Raw genomic sequence first — 19,139 nt, 5'->3', positions numbered from 1 at the left:
GCGTTAACCCCCTAAAAGGGGGCCTTCTATTCAAGGGCTAGCTGAGCTTGCTCTTGTCTTTCAACCTTCTCTTGGTGACGAACATACCGTCTTATGATCTCTTCGTTTATCCCAACTGAGTCAACGAAGTAGCCTCTTTGCCAAAAGTGGTTGCCCCACATCTTATTCTTTCTCAAATGCGGATATTTGCTAAATAGCTTCAATGCTATTTTTCCTTTTAAAGCTCCCATTAAATTCGATATGGATAACTTTGGAGGAATTTTTACTACCAGATGGACATGGTCAATCTGTACATTCAACTCCACTACTATGCAGCCGAGTTGCTGGCAATACACGTGAATACACCTGTAAACATCTTTGCCTAATTTATTCTTCAAAACCCTAAACCGATACTTCGGCGTCCAAACTATGTGATATTGACATCGCCAGAACACATGCGATGCTTGCTCGTATCTACTCATGTTAATTTCCTTTTTGACTTCGCTAAAAATCAAAGGGAGATTTAACATGGGTAGGTATACGGGCAAAGCCCTACCATGCATGATAACCACCTACTGAAGTAGGTGGTTTAGGGCTGATCGAGTAGGAGGGAGTTTTACAACTCCCGTCCTCTCACACCACCGGGCATACGGTTCCGTACCACGGCGGTTCATATTAACACTGGAACTGTCGGTGACAATCCAGCAGTGACACCAGCCCCATTTTATCGAACCACCCTTTCCTGAAGGCTTGGTTCATGTGGCTAGCCCCCGCATTCCACCATGCGCCTCGTTGGTTGGTCGATGACCACCATGCCCGATTCTCGTCAATGCCTGCCTTCATTAAGTTTCTGACCCGGGTGTATACGCGTTTCCATTGCCGCCATAGCAAACAGCGGAGTTTTCGTCGTATCCAACCGTCCAGTTCCTCCAGCACGCCTTTGACTTTTGTCAGGCGGAAGTAGCTTATCCAACCTCGAAGCACTGGGGTTAATGCTTTAATCGTTTCACTGACTGAGCGTGAACAATGCCCGGTGGTCATTTCGCGGATTTTATCCTTGAAACGATTTACACTTTGCGCAGCTATTTTCACCCGGCTCTCTTTGTGCCAGGTAAAACTATAGCCTAAGAACTTACGTTCCCATGGCCGGGCTACCGCGCTTTTATCGGCATTGACTTGCAGCTTCAGCTCTTCTGACAGGAAGTCGGTGATGTCGGCCAGTAAGCTCTCGCCTGCCTTCTGACTGCTCACGTAAATATTGCAGTCATCAGCATAGCGGCAGAAGCTATGGCCTCGTCGCTCTAATTCCTTGTCTAAGCTATCCAGCAGGATGTTTGATAGCAATGGTGATAGTGGGCCGCCTTGTGGCATGCCTCTGTCCCTTGTGACCCATTCGCCATTATCCATCATGTCCGCTTCAAGGAAGCGGCGGATGAGTTTCAACAGCCGTTTATCTTCTATCAGGTTCGCCAGTTTCGACATTAAGATGTCATGGTCTACCCGGTCGAAGAACTTCTCCAAATCCATGTCTACGACCCACCGTTTTCCGCTACGTATGTATTGCTGTGCTTGTTGCACTGCTTGCCATGCATTGCGGTTTGGTCTGAATCCGTAGCTGGAGTGAGAGAAGTACGGTTCTACCAACGGACTTAGCCGTTGTGCTATCGCTTGCTGGATGAGTCTGTCTACCACCGTTGGTACGCCTAACGTCCTGACGTCGCCGTTCGGTTTCGGGATATCCACTTTACGGATGGCCCGCGGTAGATAGCTGCCCTCTGTCAGTGAGACCTTCACACCTTGCCAGTGCTGTTTCAGCCACGGTTTTAAATCCAGCGTGCTCAGGTTATCAACACCCGCTGCGCCTTTATTCTCCACCACCCGCTGATAGGCCAACATCATATTGGCTCGGTCTGTCACTGCTTCCATCGTCACCGATGGTTCCGCTTTCGTTCGCCCACTGACCGCCGTGTCAATTTCAGCACCCGTGGCGTATCCCGACGGGTACCGCCCGTCATCGCACTCACTGGCCGCAGTATTCTGCGCTTGTGCATCATTAATCGACATCGAGTAACAGTGTCCTAATCACGGTTAATTATGTTCAGCCCTTCATGCTATCGGTTTACTAGCACTACTACGGCCTCGGCTGACTTCTGATATCCCATCCCAACATCTCTCGATGTCAGTAGCACACTGTTTAAAAAAAATCAGAGGCAGAACACCAGACCTCCCGGGGTAATTCGCGCGACCTTCCTGCTTATGCCTGTCGGCTTTACGTTGCTGCATTCCGTGCAAGTATTGGGCTTTAGTGATAATCGCCACCTCACCCTGCAACAACGCCTAAACCGCTTCCTGTTCGTCAGGCCAGCATTTTGCCTTCGGCTTCCTTCAGATTTCACCTCGCGGTGAACACCCTTGCCGTTCGGCTAACACTTCCCCTTGCCGGGTGTGCAGAGGACTTTCACCTCCAAGTCATCAACTCACCACCACAGTGAGTTAAACGGTGTCGAAACACCACGCGCCATGCCCGGCGCACGACAAAAAAGCCGGTAAGTTATACCGGCTTTTACCATTACCTGGGTAGTCTAGCGAATATACTGTGACGTTTGCTCCGACTCTGCCCGCTGTTGATAACGGTCACGAAGCTTAATTTGTCGAGATGTCATCTCCATCATCTCGCCGTCAATGATCACTACTTCCGGCGCTTCAGTGACTTCCAGAGGATCGCCACTCCAGACAACCACGTCAGCTTTAGCCCCACTCGTGAGCGTGCCCAACTGATCGGGTGCACCAAAAATGCGCGCCGGATTCACTGTGAGAGCCGCCATAGCGCCTTCCCACGACATGCCAAATGCCACCGCATTACCGGCATGTTGGGTCGCCAGGCGGATATTGTGGGTTTCCATTCCTATCGCGACCATGACTCCGGCAGCTTCCAGGCGCTGAGCATTGGCCAGCGTGGCACCAAGCTGCTCGAAGCTACCGGGCAAATTAAATTCGGGGTCAATGATCACCGGAATGTTAGCGTCAGCCAGTTCCTCAGCCACCCGCCAGGCCTCCATTCCTTTAACCAGTACGACTTTAATTTTGGGGTAGCGCTGTTTAAAAGCGATAACCTGGCGAATGTCTGCGGCCCTGTCGGCAAACATCAGTAAAGGCGTTTCACCATTGACCACCGGTTTTAAGGCTTTTACATCCGCCCGGCTGTTTAAACCATGCCATTGTGAGGATGGACTCAACTGCGCTGCAGTACTTACCTGCATGGCCTCACTTATGGCTTGTTCTAACATCACCCAAAGTGCGGCTCTTGAGCCACCATTGCTGTCGGCACCGCCATTGCCGACATTCACTGCGGTGAATGCCCGTGATTTGAGTATCGGGTCGCCAGTGCCAGATAAGGTAATGACAGCTCCCAGCCCATGGAACAGACTGTCGCTACGTGAAATACCAGTGATAGCAGAAGTAAACCCTTCAACCCGGCTGATCGCAAGCAAGCTGGAGTCCGGGTTAATCGCATAGCTGACATCATAAGCAGCACCGGTGGAAGATACCGGATTTGATGACACAGAAGCATCCACAGTACCGGCAGAGCTACTCACTTCAACCAGTCCCAACTGGGTATAAGCACCAATCAATCCCGGTGTTACATACTTACCGCTGGCATCAATGGCCTGGTAACCCTCAGGGACCGCAGAGGAAGCACTGACCGACACAATTTCATTACCGTTAATCAACACGGTAGCACTTTCAAGTGTGCCCTGTTCACTGCCGGTAAAGACTTTACCGCCGACGATGGCCAGTTTATCGGCCATGGCAGTACTACTGATGGTTGCCAACAGGCATATCGTTAATAATGACTTCATTTGATATCTCCCTCGCCAACTTGCCCTAACTCGAAATCTGCCACCGGCCACGACGCCGGATCACTAAGATCAAAGGCCAGTCCGCCATCGATATACACTTTGTCAGCTCTGGCGTAGGTTGAAAACGGATTGTCGCTCCACAGCACTAAATCCGCATTCTTGCCCACTTCCAGTGAGCCGGTTTTATCAAAAATACCCAACGATTTAGCCGGGTTAGCAGACAGCCAGATCCAGGCCTCCTCCTGACTGATGTCGATACCGGCACGGCGGCCATAAGACCAGGCTTTAGCTGCTTCCTGGTTAAGGCGTTGAATACCTAAATCACTGTCTGAATGAACGATGGCACAAGCGCCAGCTTCATGAACCATCGGAATGTTTTCACGGATGCCGTCGTAGGCCTCCATTTTAAAGCCCCACCAGTCGGCCCACATGGCTGAACAAACGTTGTTTTCGGCCAGCAGATCACCAATTTTGTAGGCTTCTACGCCGTGCTGGAACGAGTAAATCTGATAGCCGAACTCTTTCATGACATCCACCATCACAGCCATTTCATCGGCGCGATAACAATGCATATGTACGCGGATCTCATCTTTTAACACGCCCATCAGGGTATCAAGGTTTAGATCGCGCTTAGGCGGCGTTGGATTTTTACCCGCTTCATAATCGGCTTCGTAACGCTGCCAGGCGCGCATGTAATTTTCAGCATCTGCCAAAGCCTGACGATAACCTGCGACGTTGCCCATACGGGTTGAAGGACCGCCTTTTTTGCCATAAACCCGTTTCGGATTTTCACCACAGGCCATTTTTAGGCCGTAAGGCGCATCCGGAAACTTCATTTCCTGCATGGTGCGATCCGGCACATTTTTCAGCACCACTGAACGGCCACCAAACAGATTGGCAGAACCCGGTAAGATTTGCAGCGCGGTAACGCCACCAGCCAATGCACGGCCAAAACCAGGATCCTGAGGCCACACGGAATGCTCAGCCCACACATTTGCGGTTACCGGCTTCACTATTTCGTTACCATCGGAATGTGAATGGGTAGAGGGATTAGGATAAACCCCTAAATGGCTGTGCACATCAATAATGCCCGGCGTTACCCATTTACCGGTGCCGTCGATAACCGTAGCTTCTGCCGGCACATCGAGGTTTTCACCAATTGCCGCAATTTTACCGTCGGTAAAATACACCATGCCGTTATCAATCTTATTACCGATGCCATCTAAAATCGTGACGCCGGTGATCACCGTTGGCGCACCAGGTATCGGGGTATACTGACTGGGGAATGGATTTTTATCGATGGTCACTTTCGGTGACTGCTCGGCTTTATCTGCTTTATCTTCTGCACAGGCAGAAAGCAGCAAAGCACAGCAACACGCCGCAGTGATAACTAACTGCTTAAATGTAGTTGTCATGCATTACCTTTCTTTTAATCGTTGTCGTTTAGGTGCCACACCCCATCAAGGTTGAATTCAGAATCGATGGGATGAGTTTAACGGTAGCGAATCAAATGACAACGCACAAGCGGGAAACGTTATTTTGCAGCAGCAGCCGACTGTTGTAGCACCGCGACAATTTCATCGGCCTTTTGTAAACGGCGAATATTGTCGAACAGGACTTCTGCCTGAGGGTATTGACGCTTAAGATAGCCACACCACTGTTTCAGACGGTTTGGATAGTAACGGCCTTTGTCACCATAGATTTCATAACCGGAATAATCTATCAGCAGTTGCGCCAGTTCCGGCCAACTCATGGGCGGCTCGTTATCACGAATATGACGAGCCAGATTCGGCATGGCCAGTGCGCCACGGCCAATCATCACATCGTTGCAACCGGACATTTCCTGGCAGCGTTTGGCATCTTCATAAGACCAGATTTCACCATTAGCAATCACCGGTAAACGGGTATGGGCGCGAATTTTTTTAATCCAGTCCCAGTACGCCGGCGGCCGGTAGCCTTCGGTTTTGGTACGGGCATGAACGACTAACTCAGATGCTCCGGCTTCATCAATGGCCACGGCGTTATCGATAGCCAGCGACTTATCCTCAAAACCGAGACGTATTTTAGCCGTTACGGGCAAATGGGCCGGGACAGCCTCTCGCACGGCTTTAACGATATCATGCAGCAACTCGGTATATTGCAGTAATACCGCGCCGCCTTTGCTTTTATTGACCGTTTTAGCCGGACAACCAAAGTTGAGATCCACGCCTGGTGAGCCCAGCTCAACAGCGGTTAAGGCATTTTCTGCCAGCCACTGGGGATGCTGGCCAAGTAGCTGTACGCGAACAGGCACACCACTGGGTGTTTTACCGCCCTCGTGCAATTCAGGGCAAAGACGGTAGAAGGTCTTGTGCGGGAGTTTCTGGTCAACGATACGAACGAATTCTGTTACGCACAGATCAAAACCGCCTACCCGGGTAAGCATGTCGCGCATTAAATGATCAACAACGCCTTCCATCGGCGCTAACAAAACTCGCATAGTAACTTAGTATTCAAAAATAAAGGGGGCGGATTTTAGCAGAACATTTGGCCGCTGGCATCAGTATTGGTGTTTATGTCCTGAGCGCAGCGCAAAGCGTTTTTCGCACCGATTTAATATAGCGCGACGCTCTGCGGCATTGGCACTGCGCCAACCGGTGATTTCATCAATGTGGCGCTGGCAGCCCAGACAAATATCCTCATCATCCAGGCAGCAGTTGCCAATACAGGGCGATGTGGCAATTGCCTGTTCAACAGGGACTCTGGGTGTGAACTTTTTCATTATTCGCGATCAGTTCCTCAGTAAACCACAGGCAAACATAGCAGCCAAACCGGGCATCGAGTTTAGCAAAAAAATCGGCTTCGTTACTGGCTTCATATCTGACCAGTCTTTGCCCTACCCCTTCATATAACAATGCAACGTAAACCATGTTATCCCCGCTACGCGTTAAGCATACCGAGGAGTATACATTTAGACGTCTAGAAATCCAAACATCCAGACATCGATAATCAACCGTCTATCGCATTACTTCAGTAAATGCTGTAAAGCTCCCTCTACAGCCGCAACCTGAGCACGGTTACAAATCTCCGGCGTCGCTGACGGGCTGTCCGGATACACTTCCGTCGTCGAACAATAGGTTGCATTGTTAAATCCGCCGCATAAAAAGAGCTTTCTCTTGTCATAGCAGATGACGCCTTCAGAGGGCACCTCAGCGCCGATAATCAGGCCGTTTTCATCCGTTGGGGCAATATGGGTAACTTTTTTCACCTCGTTGATAATCGCTTGCTGCAGGGGCAGATGAGGCGCTTTGGCATCGGCCACCAGATAAAAACCGTCAGGGATCTCCCAGGCTTTTTGCTCAATGGCATCACGGGCCGCTAATGCCGGGCGAAACTCGCTGTTATCCGTATCGGTGGTTTCGTGAAGATCGATGTGCAGTAAAAATTCCTGCGCCATTGCGCCGATAAAGTCCATGAGTAATTTTGACTCTGGCGCTGGCGAGTCGGGATAAAAGGAACGGTTCGGATCGATAGCCAGCGGATCCCAGCGGTTAATGGTTTCGTAACCCCATGGGCTTACACAGGGAACCACTATCAGATTGATTTTATCGGTATACGCCTGACTGTATTCCCGGGCAAATAACAAAGCGCCCTGCACGCCACTGGTTTCGTAACCGTGCACACCACCGGTGACCAGTACCCAGGGGGCATCAGCAATTGTCTGCCTGGGTAACAGTGCATAAAGTGGGTAGCGTGATTCATCGTACGGTAAGGCGCCGTATTGAATAACAGAAAAATAATCCGGCATGCCATCTAACTGACTTAACACTTCATCAGCGTAACTACGCTTAACTGATTGTGCCGCGAGCCACTGTTTTTTTTCTTCTTCTCCCCAGGGCTGACCTGGTGTGCCGATAGGATACATTGATCACCTTATTGCTAGTAAATTAACAGATGAATTGTAGCATGATTGCAGAGTGGATGAAGTGACGGCGAATTGCACAGTAACCTGAGCACGCATAACTGTCTTAGCCAGTTATACAAAGCTGAACAGAATGAGTAAGGACTTCTTGTCCCGAAGAGCACGCATAAAAAAACCAGCCAATCGGCTGGTTTTTTTATATGGCGTCCCCTAGGGGATTCGAACCCCTGTTACCGCCGTGAAAGGGCGGTGTCCTAGGCCTCTAGACGAAGGGGACAAAATTTTTGTCTATCGTCGTACTGCGACGATAAAATTTTGTAAGGCGAAAGATACTTTAGTATCTGAGCGACCTCATCCTAGAACTTTTTGTTAGTGAAGCGTTGCTTCACTAAATTTCTGTAAGGCGAGGTAAGCTCTGCGTAACTGAGCGACCTTGTAATCATTCCTCACAGAATATTTCGGTCCTGAAAGCATCTCAGCTTTCGGCCTATCCACAGTGTTAATCGACTGTGACACGATGTAAATGGCGTCCCCTAGGGGATTCGAACCCCTGTTACCGCCGTGAAAGGGCGGTGTCCTAGGCCTCTAGACGAAGGGGACAAAAAATCGTTTCGTAAAGCTTCGCTTTACGGATTTTTTGTAAAGGCGAAGTGAGCCAGCGAACTGAGCGACCTTACGTTATGCCTTTGCAAAAAGATTTTAGTCCTGAAAGCGTTTCAGCTTCCGGCCTATCCACAGTATTAATCGACTGTGACGCGATGTAAATGGCGTCCCCTAGGGGATTCGAACCCCTGTTACCGCCGTGAAAGGGCGGTGTCCTAGGCCTCTAGACGAAGGGGACAAAATTTTTGTCTATCGTCGCACTGCGACGATAAAATTTTGTAAGGCGAAAGATACTTTAGTATCTGAGCGACCTCATCCTAGAACTTTTTGTTAGTGAAACGTTGCTTCACTAAATTTCTGTAAGGCGAGGTAAGCTCTGCGTAACCGAGCGACCTTATTATGGTTCCTCACAGAATATTTCGGTCCTGAAAGCATTTCTGCTTTCGGCCTATTCCACGACATACATCATGAAAAGAAATTTGGTGGAGCCAGGCGGGATCGAACCGCCGACCTCTTGCATGCCATGCAAGCGCTCTCCCAGCTGAGCTATGGCCCCAAATTGCGTTACGGATGTCGTTGACTTTGTCGATGACTGTTCCGTGACAGCGGGGCGCATTCTAGATAGCACGCCCCATCATGTCAACGCTTTTTTTAGGAATTTTCTCTGTTTGCTATAAAAGTGAGCGCCTTGTTTATTCTCTCGACAATTTTGTCCTGAGATAACAGATTTAGCGTCACATCCAGCGACGGTGAATTACCGCTTCCGGTGGCAGCTACACGCAGTGGCATACCCACTTTACCCATACCTACGCCTAATTCTTCTGCCGTATCATTAATGGCCGCCTGAATAGTTTGCGGATTCCAATCACTGATGGCAGCAAGTTTTTGTTGGACCAGTTCCAGCGCTTCTCTGGCTACCGGGCGTAAATGCTTTTTCGCGGCGTTGGCATCAAACTCTTCATAGTCCTGATAGAAATACGCACTAATCTGCGCCAGTTCTTTTAACGTTTTAACGCGGTCGGCCTGAATGGCTATTACATCGGTAAGTGCAGGGCCGTTGTCCAGAGCGATCCCCTGTTGCTCAAAATGCCAGCTTGCGTGACTGGCAACTTCTTCTGCTGGCAAACTTTTAATGTAGTGTTGGTTTAACCACACCAGTTTTTCGGTGTTAAATGCAGAGGCCGACTGACCTATGGCATCAAGACTGAATAACTCGATCATTTCCTGTTCAGAGAAAATTTCCTGGTCGCCATGGGCCCAGCCAAGACGCACCAGATAATTCTTAACCGCTTGTGGCAGGTAACCGTCATCGCGATATTGCATTACGCTAACCGCACCGTGGCGTTTTGAAAGCTTTTTACCGTCATCACCCAGAATCATCGAAACATGCGCGTATTCTGGTACCGGCGCGCCCAGCGCTTTTAAGATATTTATCTGGCGTGGCGTGTTATTAATATGATCTTCGCCACGAACAACGTGGGAAATACCCATATCCCAGTCATCCACCACCACACAGAAATTATAGGTGGGCGTGCCGTCGGAACGCTGGATAATCAAATCATCCAGTTCGGTGTTGCTGATTTCGATACGGCCACGAACGTGGTCGTCAAATACCACGCTCCCCTCCAGCGGGTTTTTAAAACGAATAACGTAGGGCTGACCTTCCGGATGATCGGTACGGTTACGCCAGGTTCCCGGGTAACGAGGTTTTTCACCGTTTTCTTTTTGCTGTTCGCGAATAGCATCCAGCTCTTCAGCCGGCATAAAGCACTTATACGCTTTACCTTCATCCAGCAGAGTTTGAATAATAGCTTTATACCGGTCGAACCGCTCTGTTTGATAGTACGGCCCTTTATCCCAGGTTAAACCTAACCATTCCATGCCATCCAGAATTGCTTGTTTGGCTTCTTCGGTTGAGCGTTCGATATCGGTATCTTCAATACGTAATACAAACTCTCCGCCCTGACTCTTAGCATATAGCCAGGAATATAATGCGGTGCGCGCACCACCGACATGAAGATAACCCGTTGGACTGGGTGCAAATCTGGTAACAACCGACATGAATAATCTCTACTGTTAAAGGTGTTTTTCAAAGTGGGCGCATTTTACCAGCCATTGGGCAAAGCCACAAAGCGGCGTTGCTATTTTTCTTGCAGACAAAGTGAATTGTTCGCAAAATCATCGCAAAGCAGTCTTTTCGGTTACTTTGTCATCAAACAGTCACGGTTGCGTAATTTTTTCTATTTTTGTTGTTGACAGTTTCATTACCCTCTCTATAATACGCCCCACTTGCCAAGCACGGCAGGTAGCAAAGAAAGAGGACGCTTAGCTCAGTTGGGAGAGCATCGCCCTTACAAGGCGAGGGTCACTGGTTCAAGTCCAGTAGCGTCCACCACTTCTTTTGAAGTTTTAGATGGCGAGGGTCACTGGTTCAACAACTTCGTTGCGAGCCAAAGCAGACATCCACCACTTCTTTCTTAGCAAAAATCAAAAAATTAGGACGCTTAGCTCAGTTGGGAGAGCATCGCCCTTACAAGGCGAGGGTCACTGGTTCAAGTCCAGTAGCGTCCACCACCTCTCTTTTTAAATTCAAAAAAATAATCATACAAAAAACCTATAGTACCGTTCACTGGTTCAACACCTTCGTTGCGAGTCACAGCAGACGTCCACCATCTATCCTTTCAATTTCAAAAAAATAACTATCCAAAAAAAAGCACTAGTACCGTTCACTGGTTCAACACCTTCGTTGCGAGTCGCAGCAGACGTCCACCATCCCTCTTTTCAATTTCAAAAAAATAATCATTCAAAAAAGCACTAGTACCGTTCACTGGTTCAATGTCTTCGTTGCGAGTCGCGCAGACGTAATCTGACCGTCACTGACAGGCTGAAATTTTATTTTACAATCTAATCCAGTTGGCACAATACCCGTTATATATTTTTAGGGCTAGCTATCGCACAATAGCGCACCTTCACTAGACACGGGTGTTAAATTGGCAAAAATAAACACGGCATCGGGCTGGGGCTTGATTTGTGCTTTTTCTATCGCGGTTAGTTGGGTTATTGTGTTTTGGATAAACCCCGCCTTTCTTACCGACACAAACGTGAAAGAACAGGTTATCACCGAATATCCCACCGCGTTGCTGTTATGGTATTTGCTCGATTGGGTGATATTCGGTATTGCAGCTGCCCTCTTTAGCTTTGCGGTAACGGATTTATTTTCGAAGCACTTTAGTTTAAAACTTCTGCTAATCAATCTGGCGAGTATTTCCTTCGCAGCGTATTGCATTGCAGTGGGTCTCGCTGAAATATTAGCGGTCCTGACCCAGATAAGTCTCAGTGAAAAAGAAAAACACCTTCAGTTCAAGGCATTTACAGCATTATTACAAAAATTGCGTGGAAGCACGGAATTTTCCGGTGACATCTGGCTTATTCTACTAAACCTTTGGCTATTCAGTAAAAAGAGGGTCAATCGCGTTATTACAGGGGCTGGTGTAGCCAATGGTTCGCTGGGGATCCTTATTCTTTTTTACCCGCGCTACGCTCTGGTAGTCTTTTACGTCACGCTAAATTTACTCTGGTTTCTTAGCATGTCTATCCACCTTCTACTATCCGGAAAGCCAAAAACGCAAGTAGAGTGAAAGCCATGCCCTCCTGAATAGCCAAATGTCATGACCCATTGTTTTTCGTGACAGTGCTCAGTATTCAGGTTTTAATAAGATTTATTAGCAAGTTGCCGATAAAGCATTCAGAAGCCAAACGGAAATAGCGGTAATGAATTTAAAGTTAGCCAGACAGACTCGTGTGTTAGTCATTGACGATCAGGTCCTTGCCAAAGGCTATCTGAAATACTCACTGGAAGAGCTCGGCTTTCAGAATATCGAATATGCCGACCGGGTAAGCACTGCGCTAACCTACATTCGCCGTAACCATTACGATCTTATCGTCTGCTCCTACGACCTGAAAAATGAACAGGACGGCTACTTTCTTTACGACCAGCTAAAAGAACACAACGAATTGCCACCAAGTACGGCGTTTGTTTTTATCAGTGCCGATACTACCGCGGATATTGTGCACAGTATTGTTGAACTGCAACCAGATGACTTTCTGGCCAAGCCTTTTACGGTGCGGGAACTCGACCGCCGCCTTGGCCGGTTGTTAACCCGCAAACAAGTACTGAAACCGGTGTATCAGTTTATTGAACAGGGTTCTCTGGATAAGGCACTTTTGGAGCTGGAAAACTTTTTAACCGAGCCCCGCAATTCTGAATTTTTCCCGCTGGCCCTAAAGTTAAAAGGCGAATTGCTATTAGCCTGCGGCCATTACGATGAAGCCAGAGAGTTTTACCAGGCGATTATCAATGTTCAAAACTTTACCTGGGCTCAGCTCGGTCTGATCCGCAGTTTTATTTCCCTGGACCTGGATGAAGAAGCGGAAAAACTGGTTATCGAGCTGGCGCTCAAGCAAGACTCTATGATAGCCGCGTATGACTTACTGGCTGCACTGCAAATTAAGCACAAAGAATTTGAGGATGCGCTGGAAAGTGTTGAGGTTGCCAGTGAAATTTCACCCCGCAATATTCACCGTCACGCCAAAGCCCTTGATTTGTCGAGACTGACTCACGATTACGAATCACAGTTTGAAGCAGCCAAGAAAATCGTAAAAATTGCCAAGAACTCCATTCACGACAAGCCAGAAATTTATCTCAATGTGGCCCGGGCGGGCATTGACTTTGCCATGACCGCCGATGAAGAACACACCAAACGCTTAATCAAGCAATCCACCGAGTATTTAAAGCAGCTCAAAAATAATTTTCCGAAAGCCGACATTGATGATCAGTTAAAAGTCATTGATGCCCGTTTGCTGTACCTGGAAGACGAATTGGATAATGCCAAAGCGCTGCTCGACCAACTCAGTGACGATGCCTGGGAAACCGAAAGCATTGAGGGGTTACTCGATAAAGCGAAGGCTTTTCATGAGGTGGGGTTTCAGGAGCATGCGCTCAATATCCTCGACCTTATTGAACGCCGCTGTAACAACGATCCGGCGCAAAGCAACCTGTTTTTGCAGTATGTGCAGCAAGAAAGAACAGAGAAAGCGGAAATCAGACTCAGTCCAAAAGAGCTTAATAACAGTGCCGTTAATCAGTACCAGCGCGGCGATCTGGAAAAAGCTCTGCAAACTTTCCGTCAGGCATTTACCATCATGCCTAAGAACCCATCCATCGCACTTAATTTGCTACAGGCCGCGGCTATTAATCTTCGGGAAGCTAGTAGCGAGGCGGCAAAAGATACCCTTAGTACACAGTTAATCCATAATTGCCTGAAAGCCATTGAGTCAGGCAAGCTCACCGAAGAACAGGAACAACGTTATCAGCGCGTCAAAAAGGTATTAAAAGACTTAACTTAACCTGTATTACACACTCGTAAGGCCAGTACTATAAACCACTACGTCTTCGTCAAAAATCGCATCGGTATAGCGCTCCGTGCGCCGGTACCGCATGCCTAATTTCTGCATTACGTTAATGGAACCATGATTATCCGCCATTGCTATAGCAGAAAACTGCGGGCATCCCGCCTGACTCAGAGAGTCCAGCACAGCTTTAGCGGCTTCCGTTGCATACCCTTTTCCCCAGCTTTGACGACGAAAGCGCCAGCCAAGTTCAAGATTATCCGGCTGCGGATTTCCAGTAAAAAAGCCTAACGGCCGAACCAATATCCAACCAATCGCTTCGCGATTAGCTTTGCTTAAGCTGGCCTGCCATAACCCCCAGCCTTTTTCTTCATTATTGAAAGACTCGATGCGGGGAATAAACACTTCGTCCACTTCTTTGCGCGTGGTTTTTCTGCCACCGGTTAAATAGCGCATAACCTCTTCATCCTGATCTATTTCAAACAGGAAATCCCGGTCGTGTGCGGTAATACGACGATAGGTTAAACGCTCGGACGGATTAACAGTGAGCATGTTATTATCCGCCCAGCATGGAAAGATTTTTAGTGATCCCGGTGATGCCTTCCTGCAGGTAATGAGACACTTTTTTGTCGGCCAGACTCGACGTCACAAAATCTTTAACAGCCTGTACATTGCCCGTCTGTAATGACTCACGTAAATCGAGCCCTTGTTCGCTGAATAAACATAAGTGCAACTTACCCAGTGCAGTAATGCGCAAGCGGTTGCAGCTGTCACAGAAATCACTGCTGTAAGGCATAATAAAGCCAATCCGGCCAACATAATCAGGATGCGCCAGTTCAATGGCCGGGCCGGCATCCTTACCACGCGGCAACACCTGCCAGCCCTGAGCTTTAAGGGCTGCCAGATGAGGTTCGGCACTGACATGATGAGATTTGAAAAAAGCCTTGTGCTGGCCGGTTTCCATCAGCTCAATAAATCGAACCGTTACCGGCATATCTTTCAGCCAGGCAGTAAAGTCGCGTAACTGAGCTTCAGCCCAGGGGCGCAGCAATACCGCATTAACCTTTACATTCATACCCTCAACGATGGCCGACTCCACACCATCGAGTACGGCATTCAGTTTGTCCTGACCACTAAGCAGTGCAAACTGTGCCGGCTCCAGACTGTCCAGACTGATATTGACCTGCTTCAGCCCGGCCTGGGCCAGTGGCTCTGCCAATGAGGCCAGTTTGCCCGCGTGGGTGGTCATCGCCACTTTACTGATCCCTTCGGTTTGCGCACAGCTGGCAACCACATCAACAATATCTCGTCGCAAAGTGGGCTCGCCGCCGGTAACCCGAATTTTCGAGGTGCCCATTTGCGCAAAAGCATTTACCAGGGTATCAATTTCATTTAGGCTCAGAAACTGCTGGGCCTGGCCCTGATAACCATCGGGCAGGCAATATTGACAACGAAAGTTGCATACATCTGTAATGGATAAGCGCAGATAATAAAATCGGCGACCAAACGAATCTTGTAACAAATTAATGCCTTTAGGGTTAATGTCAGCTATAAGCATCGCACAGTGTGCTTTTTGGTCATTCTACCTTATGTCGGGCCACAACATAACCATTGTTATTTTAAGGGTATAAAAGAGAATACATGCGCCCACATCGCCAACCGGTTGACCCCAACACACCTATGCAATGGCAGGTTTTTAGGCAGTTATGGCCCTACCTGCTGGAGTTTAAACAGCGAGTTATTCTTGCTCTGCTGTGCCTTGTGGCTGCTAAACTGGCGAGCATTGGCCTGCCTTTTATTCTTAAGCATACGGTAGACAGTCTCAACGACGATACCGTTAAAGCCCTGGCAGTGCCGCTATCACTGGTATTTGCTTACGGTGTATTGCGACTGTCCAATGTGTTGTTGGGAGAGGTGCGCGATACGCTGTTTGGCCGGGTAACCGAGCGCGCTATGCGCCGCCTCGGCCTGCAGGTATTTGAACACTTACACCGGCTGGATCTGGGCTTCCATCTGTCCAGACAAACCGGCGGACTGTCTCGGGACATAGAGCGGGGGACCAGTGGCATTAGTTTTCTGATGCGGTTTATGGTGTTTAATATTGGCCCTACCCTGCTGGAAATAGCACTGGTAGTAGGCGTATTACTGACTCAGTATGGCGTATCGTTTGCGCTGATTATCCTCTGCTCGGTGATTGCCTATGTATGGTTTTCAATGAAGGCCACCGACTGGCGCACCGAATATGTACGCCAGGTTAATCAGGCTGACTCCAGCACCAACACTCGCGCCATCGACAGCCTGCTAAATTACGAAACCGTAAAGTATTTCAATAATGAACAATACGAGGCCAACCTGTACGACAGCAATCTCGCCCAATGGGAAACTGCGCGCCGCAAAAACCGTTTATCCCTATTTGCCTTAAACGGTGGTCAGGCTTTTATTATTGCTACCGCTATGACCAGTATGCTCTTGCTGGCAGCCCTTGAAGTCGGCGAAGGCAATATGACCATTGGTGACTTTGTGTTAATCAACGCCTTTACCATGCAAATCTTTATGCCGCTCAACTTTCTGGGGTTTGTTTATCGTGAAATTCGTGGCTCGCTGGCCAATATTGAAAACTTATTTAAACTGCTCGACAGAACGCCACAGGTAGACGATAGCCAGGATGCAACAACGCTGGTTACCCATGAGGGGCGTATTGAGTTTGAGCAGGTGAGCTTTGCTTATCACGACGACCGTCCAATCCTCAGCAACGTTAGTTTTACCGTAGAACCCGGCAGCAAGGTTGCAGTAGTCGGCGAAAGTGGTGCCGGAAAATCCACCCTGGTGAAGTTACTGTTTCGTTTTTACGACCCGGCATCCGGCAGGATCACCATCGATGGCCAGAATATTGCCGACGTCACGCAGCACAGTTTACGTCAGCACATTGGCATTGTGCCCCAGGACACGGTGTTATTTAACGACTCCATTTTCGAGAACATCCGCTACGGCCGGCCCGACGCCAATGAGGAAGATGTTTATGAGGCCATTCGCCTGGCCCATCTTAATCAGTTCATCAGTCAATTGCCCGAAGGCGCTCAAACCAAAGTAGGCGAACGAGGCCTTAAGCTATCCGGTGGCGAAAAGCAGCGGGTTGCCATCGCCCGGGCCATATTAAAACGCCCGGCGATCATGGTCTTTGATGAAGCCACTTCGTCTCTGGATAGTCAGTCTGAACAAGCTATACTTCGTGCGCTGCGGGAAGTTGCCAAGGGCCACACCAGCCTGGTAATCGCCCACCGTTTGTCAACCATTGTGGATGCCGATAAAATTCTGGTTATGAGTCAGGGCCGGCTCATCGAACATGGCAATCACGACGCGCTGCTTAGTCAACAAGGCGTTTATGCCGGCCTCTGGCAAGCACAGCAAAAGCAGGCAACTTAACCATGACAAACTCAATGCCCGACGCGGCTGCCCTTAAACAGGCCATTAATCAGACCATGCCCTTTGGCAAATATGCCGGGCGGAAGCTCATCCAGTTGCCCGAACCTTACCTGGTATGGTTTGCCAAGCAAGGCTTTCCGGCCGGAAAACTGGGGGAGCAACTGGCGCTGATGTACGAAATCAAACTGAACGGCATGGAAGGTCTGCTTACGCCGTTAATTGACGACTAGCCCCATGGTTTACCATCAAAAAAAGTACCAGCAACAGGAAGCTGACAAACGCAGCCTGTGCTTACATGGCTGTATAGCCCGCAAAGTGCTGGCTGAGCCAGCACTGTTAAGCAAGGCGAAAGCCACATTACAACAGCGCTACGAGCAAAAACTGCTCGGCTACGGTGCCTATCTGAACTGGCAGGCCATTCTTGCTCAGGTAAATACGCCGGAAAGCTTCATTAAAGCGATGACCGCCACCGATAAAACCACCACAGCGCTGCGCCGCAGAACCATCTTTACCGGTGTCCTTAACGAAAAAGAGCGCAGCGATTGCCTCGCTGCGCTCTGATAACACAAAGATTGCGATTGGACGATTACTTACTGCGTAAGTGGTCTGCTACCAGGAACGCCATTTCCAGTACCTGATCGGCATTCAAACGTGGATCACACTGAGTTTTATAGGCTTCCTTAAGGTCTTCATCGCTGATTTGGTAAGCCCCACCGGTACATTCGGTAACGTGCTGACCCGTCATCTCCAGGTGGATACCGCCCGCGTAGGTGCCTTCAGCTTCGTGGGCCTGGAAGAACTGCTTAATCTCGCTCAGGATGGCATCAAAGTTACGGGTTTTGTAGCCACTGGAAGCCGAGAAAGTATTACCGTGCATGGGGTCGGAACTCCACACTACGTTACGCCCTTCGGCTTTCACCCGGCGTAACAGTCGCGGTAAATTCGCTTCCAGCTTGTCGGCTCCCATTCGGGTGATCAAAGTGAGTCTGCCCGGATCGTTATTCGGGTTAAGCGCATCAATCAGACGAATAAGTTCGTCTTCTTCCATTGACGGGCCAACTTTCACACCCACAGGGTTATTGATACCGCGGAAGAACTCAATATGCGCATGGTCGAGCTGACGTGTACGCTCACCAATCCATACCATATGCGCAGAACAGTCATAAGGCTTACCCGTTAGCGTATCAATACGCGTTAAAGCCTGCTCATAATTAAGCAACAACGCCTCGTGCGAGGTAAACAATGACGTTTCGTGTAACGATGGCGTATTGGTGGAGTTAATGCCAATGACATCCATAAACTCCAGGGTATCCTGAATGCGGCGGGATAAGTCCAGATACTTATCTTTTTGCGGGTTGTTTTCCAGAAACGCCATATTCCAGCGGTTCACTTCGTGCAGGTCAGCAAGTCCGCCCTGAGCAAAAGCACGCAACAGATTTAACGTGGCAGAACTACGGTGATAGGCTTCAACCAGACGCTGTGGATCAGGGCGACGCGCTGCTTCGGTAAACTCAAAGCTGTTAATAATATCGCCTCGATAACTGGGCAGGGTTATACCATTGATGGTTTCAAAGTCCGACGAACGTGGTTTGGCGTACTGACCGGCCATGCGCGCGACTTTGGTTACCGGGCAACGACCGGCGAAAGTCAGCACAATCGCCATTTGCAACAGTACTTTAAAGGTATCGCGGATCTTCGGTGCATTAAACTCATTAAACGATTCCGCGCAGTCACCGCCCTGAAGTAAGAATCCTTTACCTTCGCATACCTGACCAAGCTGGCGACGCAGCTCTCGGGCTTCAGCGGCAAACACTAAAGGAGGATAGGAGCCGAGGGTCTGCTCTACCCGGTCCAGTTCAGCTTTATCCTCGTATTCTGGCTGTTGCAAAATTGGCTTTGCCCGCCAGCTATCTGGTTGCCAGTTATTCACTTAGCACCTCTTTCAAATGGGAAATTTCAGAAAA

At 49.0% G+C, this 19,139-nt stretch carries 16 protein-coding genes and 6 tRNA genes; 7 read left to right on the top strand and 15 right to left on the bottom strand.

The genetic code is table 11. From position 1 onward, the window contains the following. Positions 1–26: 26 nt before the first annotated feature. From tnpA to gltX, 12 genes are all read right to left on the bottom strand, one after another. A complete protein-coding gene (gene tnpA, locus AC566Q_RS07375; RefSeq protein WP_105933925.1) occupies positions 27–461 on the bottom strand; it encodes an IS200/IS605 family transposase in 435 nt (144 codons plus the stop codon). 193 nt (positions 462–654) lie between these two features. Then, positions 655–2,043, bottom strand: a complete 1,389-nt coding sequence (gene ltrA, locus AC566Q_RS07370; protein ID WP_499615359.1) for a group II intron reverse transcriptase/maturase — start codon at positions 2,041–2,043, stop codon at positions 655–657. Positions 2,044–2,561: 518 nt separating this feature from the next. Continuing rightward, complete coding sequence (locus AC566Q_RS07365) at positions 2,562–3,839, bottom strand: amidohydrolase family protein (RefSeq protein WP_499615356.1); 1,278 nt, start codon at positions 3,837–3,839, stop codon at positions 2,562–2,564. Beyond that, positions 3,836–5,254, bottom strand: coding sequence for an amidohydrolase (locus tag AC566Q_RS07360; RefSeq protein ID WP_105935187.1), 1,419 nt, complete (start codon positions 5,252–5,254; stop codon positions 3,836–3,838). Before AC566Q_RS07360 ends, AC566Q_RS07365 begins: the two co-directional genes overlap by 4 nt. A 119-nt stretch (positions 5,255–5,373) precedes the next feature. Continuing rightward, positions 5,374–6,318 carry a tRNA dihydrouridine(16) synthase DusC gene (gene dusC / locus AC566Q_RS07355; RefSeq protein ID WP_105935188.1) on the bottom strand — a complete coding sequence of 315 codons (945 nt, stop codon included), beginning with the start codon at positions 6,316–6,318 and terminating at the stop codon, positions 5,374–5,376. A 60-nt stretch (positions 6,319–6,378) separates the two neighbouring features. Continuing rightward, positions 6,379–6,600, bottom strand: coding sequence for a DUF1289 domain-containing protein (locus tag AC566Q_RS07350; RefSeq protein WP_499615352.1), 222 nt, complete (start codon positions 6,598–6,600; stop codon positions 6,379–6,381). 243 nt (positions 6,601–6,843) lie between these two features. Then, positions 6,844–7,743 carry a M14 family metallopeptidase gene (locus tag AC566Q_RS07345; RefSeq protein WP_499615349.1) on the bottom strand — a complete coding sequence of 300 codons (900 nt, stop codon included), beginning with the start codon at positions 7,741–7,743 and terminating at the stop codon, positions 6,844–6,846. Positions 7,744–7,941: 198 nt separating this feature from the next. Then, positions 7,942–8,017: transfer RNA gene (locus tag AC566Q_RS07340), tRNA-Glu, on the bottom strand. A 247-nt stretch (positions 8,018–8,264) separates the two neighbouring features. Beyond that, positions 8,265–8,340, bottom strand: a tRNA-Glu gene (locus AC566Q_RS07335). A 165-nt stretch (positions 8,341–8,505) separates the two neighbouring features. After that, positions 8,506–8,581 (bottom strand) — tRNA-Glu (locus AC566Q_RS07330). 242 nt (positions 8,582–8,823) lie between these two features. Further along, positions 8,824–8,899: transfer RNA gene (locus AC566Q_RS07325), tRNA-Ala, on the bottom strand. A gap of 95 nt (positions 8,900–8,994) precedes the next feature. Next, complete coding sequence (gene gltX / locus AC566Q_RS07320) at positions 8,995–10,404, bottom strand: glutamate--tRNA ligase (RefSeq protein WP_499615345.1); 1,410 nt, start codon at positions 10,402–10,404, stop codon at positions 8,995–8,997. Positions 10,405–10,662: 258 nt separating this feature from the next. Between gltX and AC566Q_RS07315 the strand changes: the two genes are divergently transcribed. The 4 genes from AC566Q_RS07315 to AC566Q_RS07300 all read left to right on the top strand — a co-directional run bounded on the left by AC566Q_RS07315 (position 10,663) and on the right by AC566Q_RS07300 (position 13,749). Then, a tRNA-Val gene (locus AC566Q_RS07315) sits at positions 10,663–10,738 on the top strand. 103 nt (positions 10,739–10,841) lie between these two features. Then, positions 10,842–10,917, top strand: a tRNA-Val gene (locus AC566Q_RS07310). Between the two features lie 416 nt (positions 10,918–11,333). After that, positions 11,334–11,981, top strand: a complete 648-nt coding sequence (locus tag AC566Q_RS07305) for a hypothetical protein (RefSeq protein WP_499615343.1) — start codon at positions 11,334–11,336, stop codon at positions 11,979–11,981. 133 nt (positions 11,982–12,114) lie between these two features. After that, entirely contained in the window at positions 12,115–13,749 is a 1,635-nt protein-coding gene (locus AC566Q_RS07300; RefSeq protein ID WP_499615340.1) for a response regulator, read from the top strand. Positions 13,750–13,755: 6 nt separating this feature from the next. Here the strand turns inward: AC566Q_RS07300 and AC566Q_RS07295 are convergent, their stop codons facing one another. Both AC566Q_RS07295 and moaA read right to left on the bottom strand, forming a co-directional pair. Beyond that, positions 13,756–14,304 carry a GNAT family N-acetyltransferase gene (locus AC566Q_RS07295; RefSeq protein WP_499615337.1) on the bottom strand — a complete coding sequence of 183 codons (549 nt, stop codon included), beginning with the start codon at positions 14,302–14,304 and terminating at the stop codon, positions 13,756–13,758. Positions 14,305–14,308: 4 nt separating this feature from the next. Continuing rightward, positions 14,309–15,274, bottom strand: coding sequence for a GTP 3',8-cyclase MoaA (gene moaA / locus AC566Q_RS07290; RefSeq protein ID WP_499615335.1), 966 nt, complete (start codon positions 15,272–15,274; stop codon positions 14,309–14,311). A 119-nt stretch (positions 15,275–15,393) separates the two neighbouring features. Here moaA and AC566Q_RS07285 point away from each other — a divergent pair, with 119 nt between their 5' ends. From AC566Q_RS07285 to AC566Q_RS07275, 3 genes are read left to right on the top strand one after another with little or no spacing between them, the layout of a single operon-like run. Then, positions 15,394–17,175, top strand: a complete 1,782-nt coding sequence (locus AC566Q_RS07285; protein ID WP_499615332.1) for an ABCB family ABC transporter ATP-binding protein/permease — start codon at positions 15,394–15,396, stop codon at positions 17,173–17,175. A 2-nt stretch (positions 17,176–17,177) separates the two neighbouring features. Beyond that, complete coding sequence (locus AC566Q_RS07280; protein ID WP_499615329.1) at positions 17,178–17,405, top strand: DUF3820 family protein; 228 nt, start codon at positions 17,178–17,180, stop codon at positions 17,403–17,405. Positions 17,406–17,409: 4 nt separating this feature from the next. Then, positions 17,410–17,736, top strand: coding sequence for a hypothetical protein (locus tag AC566Q_RS07275; RefSeq protein ID WP_499615326.1), 327 nt, complete (start codon positions 17,410–17,412; stop codon positions 17,734–17,736). Between the two features lie 25 nt (positions 17,737–17,761). Here the strand turns inward: AC566Q_RS07275 and AC566Q_RS07270 are convergent, their stop codons facing one another. Continuing rightward, positions 17,762–19,105 (bottom strand): class II 3-deoxy-7-phosphoheptulonate synthase, encoded by a 1,344-nt coding sequence (locus AC566Q_RS07270; RefSeq protein WP_499615323.1) that lies wholly within the window; start codon positions 19,103–19,105, stop codon positions 17,762–17,764. Positions 19,106–19,139: the final 34 nt, after the last annotated feature.

The sequence above is a fragment of the Alteromonas sp. H02 genome (genome assembly GCF_059682525.1).
The sequence above is the reverse complement of the archived record's forward strand: the minus strand, read 5'-3'. Positions and strand labels throughout refer to the sequence as shown.